The 8,156-nt window shown below is 56.5% G+C and carries 7 protein-coding genes and 2 riboswitches; of the genes, 4 read left to right on the plus strand and 3 right to left on the minus strand.

Features of this window, described 5'->3' with window-relative positions; genetic code table 11:
• Window position 1: 1 nt before the first annotated feature.
• The 3 genes from EVJ26_RS13065 to EVJ26_RS13075 all read right to left on the minus strand — a co-directional run bounded on the left by EVJ26_RS13065 (window position 2) and on the right by EVJ26_RS13075 (window position 3,234).
• Window positions 2–823, minus strand: coding sequence for a MetQ/NlpA family ABC transporter substrate-binding protein (locus EVJ26_RS13065; protein ID WP_131458876.1), 822 nt, complete (start codon window positions 821–823; stop codon window positions 2–4).
• Between the two features lie 77 nt (window positions 824–900).
• A riboswitch (SAM riboswitch) is annotated at window positions 901–1,004 on the minus strand.
• A 41-nt stretch (window positions 1,005–1,045) separates the two neighbouring features.
• Window positions 1,046–2,062, minus strand: coding sequence for an iron-containing alcohol dehydrogenase (locus tag EVJ26_RS13070; RefSeq protein WP_131470659.1), 1,017 nt, complete (start codon window positions 2,060–2,062; stop codon window positions 1,046–1,048).
• On the minus strand, window positions 2,059–3,234 hold the full coding sequence (locus tag EVJ26_RS13075) for an aminotransferase class I/II-fold pyridoxal phosphate-dependent enzyme (protein ID WP_131470661.1): 1,176 nt from the start codon (window positions 3,232–3,234) through the stop codon (window positions 2,059–2,061). Before EVJ26_RS13075 ends, EVJ26_RS13070 begins: the two co-directional genes overlap by 4 nt.
• A gap of 76 nt (window positions 3,235–3,310) precedes the next feature.
• Window positions 3,311–3,411: riboswitch (SAM riboswitch) on the minus strand.
• Window positions 3,412–3,588: 177 nt separating this feature from the next.
• Here EVJ26_RS13075 and EVJ26_RS13080 point away from each other — a divergent pair.
• The 4 genes from EVJ26_RS13080 to EVJ26_RS13090 all read left to right on the plus strand — a co-directional run bounded on the left by EVJ26_RS13080 (window position 3,589) and on the right by EVJ26_RS13090 (window position 7,866).
• Window positions 3,589–4,689: an AI-2E family transporter gene (locus EVJ26_RS13080; protein WP_070327230.1), complete on the plus strand. Its 1,101-nt coding sequence runs from the start codon at window positions 3,589–3,591 to the stop codon at window positions 4,687–4,689.
• A 259-nt stretch (window positions 4,690–4,948) separates the two neighbouring features.
• Entirely contained in the window at window positions 4,949–6,067 is a 1,119-nt protein-coding gene (locus tag EVJ26_RS13085; RefSeq protein ID WP_236635573.1) for an MDR family MFS transporter, read from the plus strand.
• Window positions 6,022–6,231: a hypothetical protein gene (locus tag EVJ26_RS14525; RefSeq protein ID WP_236635574.1), complete on the plus strand. Its 210-nt coding sequence runs from the start codon at window positions 6,022–6,024 to the stop codon at window positions 6,229–6,231. The genes EVJ26_RS13085 and EVJ26_RS14525 overlap by 46 nt, the downstream gene beginning before the upstream one ends.
• Window positions 6,232–6,372: 141 nt before the next feature.
• Window positions 6,373–7,866, plus strand: a complete 1,494-nt coding sequence (locus EVJ26_RS13090) for a peptide MFS transporter (protein ID WP_131458871.1) — start codon at window positions 6,373–6,375, stop codon at window positions 7,864–7,866.
• Window positions 7,867–8,156 lie beyond the last annotated feature (290 nt).

Genomic DNA, 8,156 nt, shown 5'->3' on the forward strand with positions numbered 1-8,156 from the left:
CTTAAAACGCTGGGACGATCGAGCCGTTGAACGTCTCTTCGATGAACGTCCGGACCTCGTCCGAGTGGTAGTAAGATTTGAGTGTCTCGACGACTTCATCGTCCTTGTTGTCGGTACGGACGACGACGTAGTTCGGGTACGGGTTGTCGACCGTGTCTTCATGGAACAAGGCGTCCTCATTGATCGATAGGCCGGCACCCATCGCGAAGTTCGTGTTGATGGCCGCGAGCGCGACTTCCGGGAGCTGGGTCGGGAGCTGTGACGCCTCGAGCTCGATGAATTCGAGGTTGAGCGGGTTCTCGGCGATGTCACGTTTCGTCGCCTTGTCCGTCAATCCTTCTTTCAAGGTGATGAGTCCGGCCGTCTCATACAGGCGCAGCGCCCGAAGTTCGTTCGCCGGGTCGTTCGGGACGGCGACTTTATCGCCTTCCTTCAACTCCTTGATGTCCGTCAGCTTATCCGAATAGAGCCCCATCGGGAAAGCGACCGTCTTGAACACGTCGTCGATCTTATAGCCTTTGTCCGACTTCTGCAGCTCGAGGAACGACAGCGTCTGGTAACTGTTCACGTCAAGGCTGCCTTCGTCGAGCGCCGTGTTCGGCGTGTTGTAGTCGTTGAACACTTTGATGTCGAGCTCGAGGCCATCCTCGGCTGCGAGTTCTTTTACTTTCTCGGCGATCTGCTGGTGCGGTCCGCCTGTCACGCCGATCGTGAGGGATTCTGTGCTGAGCGCTTCGCTCGCGTCCGATTGGCCGCACGCCGACAAGGCGATGGCCGCGAGTAGAGATGTTCCTGCGAGTACTGTTTTCTGTTTGATGTTCATGAATGATTCCTCCTCCAAAATAAAAGCCCGCTACTCATAAAGAGTGGCGGGCACGACAAGTCAAAGACAGTCGGACACGCTCATCTCCCAGACGTTTCGTCTGTTGGAATTAGCACCATGATCGTTACGATCTGGTTGCCGGGTTTCATAGGGCCAGTCCCTCCACCACTCTTGATAAGCTATCGGTCTTATTTAATTGTTATCATCTTACTTTTAATCCTTTTATTTGTAAACAGAAAATACTGAATTTTCAAAAATTATTTTCAAATAGTCAATATCGAGCGGGACGGGTGAGCGTTGCAATTCAGTCTCGGCCCGGACCGCGTCGACCAGTTGCGGGATGTCGGCCGGAACGAGTCCGAGCGTCTCAAGTGACGTCGGCGCGCCGATCCTGGCGAGCCACGCCTCTAAATACGGGGCGTCAGACGAGCCACGCAACCGTTCTTGGACAAGGAGGCCGAAGCCGACCTTGTCGCCATGTAAGAACGGATGGGTCGACTCGAAGCGGCTGAGCGCGTTGTGGACGGCGTGGGCGACGGCGACGCGTGTCCCGGCGTCCCCGAAACCACCGACGGCACCGCCGACGGCAAGGATGTGATCGACCGCGAACCGGGTCTCTGGCCCATACGCGGTGAAACTGGACTCACTCAAGTCGAGTTCGACGAGCCGGCCGCATTGCTCGGCCAAGGCGAGACCGGTATTGACGCCGGCATCAGGCGAACTGTCGCCGCTCAAATAGCGGGCCTCGTAAAACTTGGCGACCGTGTCGATGACGCCGGCTCGGAAGTAGTCGTACGGCGAGTCCGTCACGACCCTCGCGTCGACGATGACCCGCTCGATGACGACGCGGAACACGTCGTAGCGGTCATAGGCGCCCTGCTCGTCATAGATGACGCTGAGCGGTGTGAAGGCGGCACAGTTCGAGGCGAGCGTCGGGATGACGATCAGCGGGACACCTTGCCGGTAAGCGACGAGTTTCGCCGTATCGACGAGCTTGCCCCCACCGACGGCAAGGAGGACATCCACATCCTTCAAACGGAGCCGTTCGACCTCCGCGTCCGTGCATTCGCCACGGAACAGCGATGTCGGATAGGCAGTGATCGCTGGCAGGACGCGCTTGACGACGTCAAAACCGTTCTGGCCGCGCAGCACGTGAGCACGACGGCCAGCGATCAATTCATCGAGCCGCTCGAGCGCGTCATCCGCATGGTCGTACTCGAGCACGGCTTGGCGGATCATGCCCGGACCTCTTCATACGTCGCGAACAGTTTCTCGATCCGCTCGACGGCCTCGTCGATCTTCGACTCGGCGGAGACGAGTCCGAACCGGACGTACCGCTCGCCTTCTGAGCCGAAGAAATAGCCCGGCGTCACGGCGACCCCTGCCTCGTGGAGCAGCTTATGCGAGAACGATTTGGCGTCCCCGTCCGGCACTTTCGCCCAGACGAAGAACGAGCCGCTCGGGGCCGTGATGTCCCATCCGGCCTGACGTAACCCGTCGACGAGCCGGTCGCGGCGGGCCTCATACAACCGTGACAAGTCGTCCCGGAGCGAACGCGGTGACTCGAGCGCGGCGATGGCCGCCTCTTGGATGGCCGAGAACACGCTCACATGGACGTGGTCCTGATACGTGTTGATCGCCTCGATGATGTCGCGGTTGCCGACGGCGAAAGCGACCCGCCAGCCGGACATGTTGAACGCCTTCGACATCGTATACACCTCGATGCCGATGTCTTTCGCTCCCGGCGTCTGCAGGAAGCTCGGCGGGACGTGACCGTCGAAACCGATGCTGCCGTAGGCGAAGTCGTGGACGACCATGAGGTCATGCTTATTCGCGAAACGGACCGTGTCGTCAAAGAACGCGGGCGACGCGACGGCACCGGTCGGATTGCTCGGGTAGTTCAAATACATGAGTCGCGCTCCCTGCGGATCGAGCGTCTCATAATCAGGAAGATAACCGTTCTCTTCCCGGAGGACGAGGTCGTGGACGACCGCACCGGCGAGACGCGCCCCCGAGATGTAGTCCGGGTAGCCCGGGTTCGGGAGCAACATGCCGTCACCTGGCTCGAGCACACATTGCGGGAGCGTGATGAGTCCCGACTTGCTGCCGATCAAGATGGCCACTTCGGTCTCGGCATCGAGCGCGACGCCGTATTCGGTCTGGTAGAACGTCGCGACCGCTTGCTTCAGGCGCGTCTGTCCCCGGAACGGTCCGTATTGGTGTGTCGCCGGGTCGAGCAGGGCCGTCTGCAACGCCTCGCAGATCGGGGCTGGTGTCGGCAAGTCGGGCGTCCCTTGGCCGAGCCGGATGACGTCGCGGCCTGAACGCTCGAGTGCGGCGACTTCAGCGGCGAGTCCGACGAAATGCTGGGGTGGTAACGTTTTAAGTAACTTCGAGCGTCTGTCTGTCATGAATAGTCCTCCTATGCAAAAACACCCCTTTCCGAGGAAAGGGGTGTCGAGATACGGACGTATTCAAACAACCACCTTTCCATCTCTCAAGGTCACCTTGCTGGAATTAGCACAGTATTGAAACAATCTGTTGCTGAAGCTTCATCGGGCCAGTCCCTCCGCTTCTCTTGATAGAAAGTGTTTTTATATGCAATTGATAATTTCTGTAATATGTCATTTAGTAAACCAAACGTTACCAACCTTGTCAATCCTTATTTCAAAAATTCCTTGGCGCTATTGAATCCCGGTAAAAAAACGTTCATAGTAAAAGATGAACGTTATTCTGCAAAATTTACAGCATGAGGGGATAGACCATTGGAACTAAACCGTCAATTGATATGGAAGTTAAGCGTGATCGGGCTGATTCTGCTCGTCCTATGGAAAGTCATCAGTGAGCCGGACACGATCTCTCGGGTCCTGCAATATGCGTTTCAGCTGTTGACGCCGATCATCATGGGAATCGCCATCGCGCTGCTCCTCAACACCGTCCTGTCCTACATAGAAGAACGGTTCCACTTGAAGCGCTACCAAGGCTTGTTGATCGTCTACGTCACGTTCATCGGGATCCTTGTCGTGTCAGCGGTGACGCTGTTCCCTCGCATCTATTCGAGTGTCGCGTCTCTCATCGAGGAGCTCCCGTTTTATATTCGCCAAATCGATAGCTTCCTCGGTCAATTCAACACGTATTTGAGAGAATACAACGAGACGATCGCCCAAGCCATCGACTTGAACCGGTTCGAGGAGCGGTATTCCGGATGGGTCGAGACGGCCGTCGTGTCTTCGGTCGGTTACGTGTCGAGCTTCACGATGACGTTGATCAACTTGTTGATCGGGATCGTCATCTCGATCTACTTGTTGAAAGACAAGGAAGTGTTCGCCCGGATGTTCAAACGTCTGCTGTATGCGATGTTCCCGGTCGCCTCGGCGAAGACGACGATCGACATCTTCCAAGAGATGGACTATATCTTTAAACGCTACATCATCGGAAAGTCGCTCGACTGTCTCATCATCGGCGTGATGGCCGTCATCGGGCTCTTGATCATCGGCGCGCCGTACGCGCTCTTGCTCGGTGTCATCATCGGGGTGCTGAACTTCATCCCATACGTCGGGCCGCTCTTAGGGATGATCCCGGCGTTCATCATCACCTACTTCTACGATCCGTTCACGGCCCTGCTCGTCTTGTTGTTCATCTTCTTGCTGCAACAGTTCGACGGACTCTGGCTCGGCCCGAAAATTCTCGGCGACAGCGTCGGGATCACCCCGTTCTGGGTCATCACATCGATCATCATCGGGGGGAGCCTGTTCGGCCTCGTCGGGATGTTTATCAGCGTACCCGTGACCGCGATGATTCAGGTCGTCTTGTCCCGGTTGATCGATTATCGGCTCACCCGCAAGAATTTAAATGAACTGTTATGACGCAAGTCAAAATATGTTGACACATTTCAAGAATCTGTCATACAGTTGAAATGAAGAGTAAACTTTCAGAAAGGAGGACCCGCCATGTCAGTCATGACGCAGCCACATCGTATCCAATTTCATACTGACGGGTCGGGGTCTTCCGTTTCATGAACTGAAGTCACCCGCCTGTCTTCCGAGGCGTACATAGGTTAAGTAGGGACGAGTATGCCTCCGTGCATCCTTCGTCCCTTTTATTTTGTAGAAGCAGGTGAAACGTATGATTCAATCACTCAAACGGCTCGACCGTAACATTTGGATTCGTTTCCTCGGCGAGACGATCACCGGTGTCATGATGTTCATGATCGCCCCGTTCCTCGTCCTCTATTACAGCGACAAGCTCGACAGCTACGTCCAAGTCGGTGTCATCTTGGCGACCGGACCGATCATGGCGCTCATCGGCTCGGTCGTCGGCGGACGTCTCGCCGACCTGTATGGCCGAAAGCCGGTCATGATGACCGCCATCCTCGGTGATGCGGTCGCCCTCATCGGTTTCGCTTTCGCGGAAACGTTTTGGCCGCTCCTGCTCTTGAACGCCATGCTCGGCTTGACGAACTCGTTGTTCCACCCGGCCGCGAGCGCGATGGTCGCCGACGTGACCGAGCCGGAACAGATGAACGAGGCGTTCGGTCTCTTACGGATGGGGCATAATATCGGCGCGGCGTTCGGTCCCCTGCTCGGCAGTGCCGTCTTGTTCATCGACCGACAGTACATCTTCTTCACGGCAGCGTTCGTCTTTGCCTTTTATGCGCTCGTTCTCGGACGTTTCATCCGCGAGTCGCTCCCTGAGACGACCGGGCAGGACACACCGTCGAACCGTGACGTCTTGCGCGTCTTTTACAACGACAAAGTCTTTCTCGTCTTCATCTTCGCCGGAGTCTTCATCTCGATGGGCTTCTCGCTGATCGAGAGCATGTTGCCGCTGTTCTTGAAAGAGTCGATGCCGTCGTTCACCGACCGCGAGAACCCGTTCGCCTATCTGCTCGCCTTGAACGGCATCATGGTCGTCTTGTTCCAATTCCCGATCGCCTCAAAACTCGGGCGCAAACCGTTCGGCAACGTCATGCTGGTCGGGGCGACGATTTTCGGGATCGGGATGATGTTGATCGCGGTCGTGCCGCGGCTCCTCTATACGCTCGGCACCCCGTACCTCGTCCTCGTCGGTATCCTGCTCGCCGTATACGCGTTCTATACGCTCGGCGAGATGATCATGTCGCCCGTCCAACAGACGTTCATCGCCATGATCGCCCCCGAGAACATGCGCGGTGCCTATAACGGGGCCGCCAGCATCCAATGGTTGATCGGCGGTGTGACCGCGCCGCCAGCATCCAATGGTTGATCGGCGGTGTGACCGCGCCGCTCATGGCCAGCCTGTTCCTCGACCAGCGCGCCGGGCACATCGCCCTCATCCTCGTCGGGGCGGCGAGTTGTCTGTCGGGTTTCATCTATTGGCGCCTCGGGAGATACGTCAGCGCGGAAGAAGCTAAACAAAAGACTGCTTAGTTCATCAATCCACCTAAACAACTTGGTTTAGGTGGATTTTAGTTTCGTTTCAAACCTGTTAAAATTTGAACTTCACTTTCATTTTTCCTTTACAAACATAATGATTCTTCTTATGATAATACGGTCAAGGAGGGATCTTTCATGGAAAGGATCGATAAACAGAAAATTGTGGACAGTGTGCCACAAAAAGGATTTTTCGGACAGCCGAAAGGCTTGTTCACGTTGTTCTTCACTGAATTTTGGGAACGTTTCTCGTACTACGGGATGCGGGCCATCCTCGTCTTCTACATGTATTACGAGGTATCGGAAGGCGGTCTCGGGCTCGACCAGAACGTCGCCTTGTCGATCATGTCCGTGTACGGCGCGCTCGTCTACATGTCAGGAGTCATCGGGGGATGGCTCGCCGACCGCGTCTTCGGGACGTCCCGGGCCGTATTTTTCGGTGGTGTGTTCATCATGCTCGGTCATATCGTCTTGTCGATCCCGGGCAGCCTCACGTTCTTGTTCATCTCGATGGGTCTCATCGTCATCGGGACCGGACTGTTGAAGCCGAACGTGTCGAGTATCGTCGGTGACCTGTACCACGAGACGGACCGTCGCCGTGACGCCGGGTTCAGTATCTTCTACATGGGGATCAACCTCGGGGCCTTCATCTCGCCTTTGATCGTCGGCGGCGTCCAAAAGAGCTACGGCTTCCATTGGGGCTTCGCCCTCGCCGCGGTCGGGATGTTCATCGGTCTCGTCGTCTTCGTCCTCACGAAAAAAGGCAACCTCGGCCTCGCCGGGTCTTACGTGCCGAACCCGTTGACGGCGTCTGAAAAGAAGAATGCGATCAAGTACACGACATTGGCCGTCATCCTCATCGGAGGATTACTGGCCATCCTGATCCCACAAGGCTTGTTCACGATCAACACGTTCATCGGACTCGTCGGTGTGTTCGGAATCGCCATCCCGACGATCTACTTCATCGTCATGTACCGGAGCCCGAAAACGACAGAAGTCGAGCGGTCACGCATCATCGCCTACATCCCGCTCTTCATCGCCTCGGTCATGTTCTGGGCGATTCAAGAACAGGGCGCGACGATTTTGGCAAGCTATGCCGATAAGCGGACCGATCTTGAATTTTTAGGGTTCACGCTGTCGCCGGCCTGGTTCCAATCACTGAATCCGTTGTTCATCATCCTGCTCGCCCCTGTGTTCGCCTGGTTATGGGTGCGGCTCGGTGATCGTGAGCCGAGCATCCCGACGAAGTTCGCTTTCGGGATCTTGTTCGCCGGTTTGAGCTTCCTCGTGATCTTGCTGCCGGCCTACTTCGGTGGACCGGACACGCTCGTCAATCCGCTCTGGCTCGTCCTCAGTTACTTCATCATCGTCCTCGGTGAGCTCAGTCTGTCTCCGGTCGGTCTGTCGGCGACGACGAAACTCGCCCCGGCCGCCTTCTCGGCCCAGACGATGTCGCTTTGGTTCTTGTCGAATGCGGCGGCACAAGGGATCAACGCCCAGCTCGTCCGGTTCTACTCGCCAGAGAACGAGATGCTCTACTTTGGGATCATCGGCGGAGTAGCGATCGTGCTCAGCATGATCTTGTTCGCGCTGGCCCCGGTCATCAAAAAGTATATGCGCGGTATCCATTAAGTCAAAAAAACGCCATTCCTCGCGCGAGGAGGGCACTGAAAAACTTCAAATAATTTTGAGCAGAGGAGCGTCATCCCGGATGGGATGGCGCTCCTCTGCTTTCATTGCCCTTCAAGCCGCCCTGTCCGGCACGCCGCTTTCCTGGGGGCGGTCAGCGAGCCGCATCGCGACGATGTCGCTGCTGGGTCTCGCCTTGCCCGCTGTTCCCCCGGGAGTCGGCGTGCCCTCGGGGCGACGCTGTACGTCCTTGCCGTTTCGGACTAAACTGGCTATAACTACACATCCTGGAG

Source organism: Exiguobacterium sp. SH3S1 (genome assembly GCF_004337105.1).
Classification (GTDB): domain Bacteria; phylum Bacillota; class Bacilli; order Exiguobacteriales; family Exiguobacteriaceae; genus Exiguobacterium; species Exiguobacterium aurantiacum_A.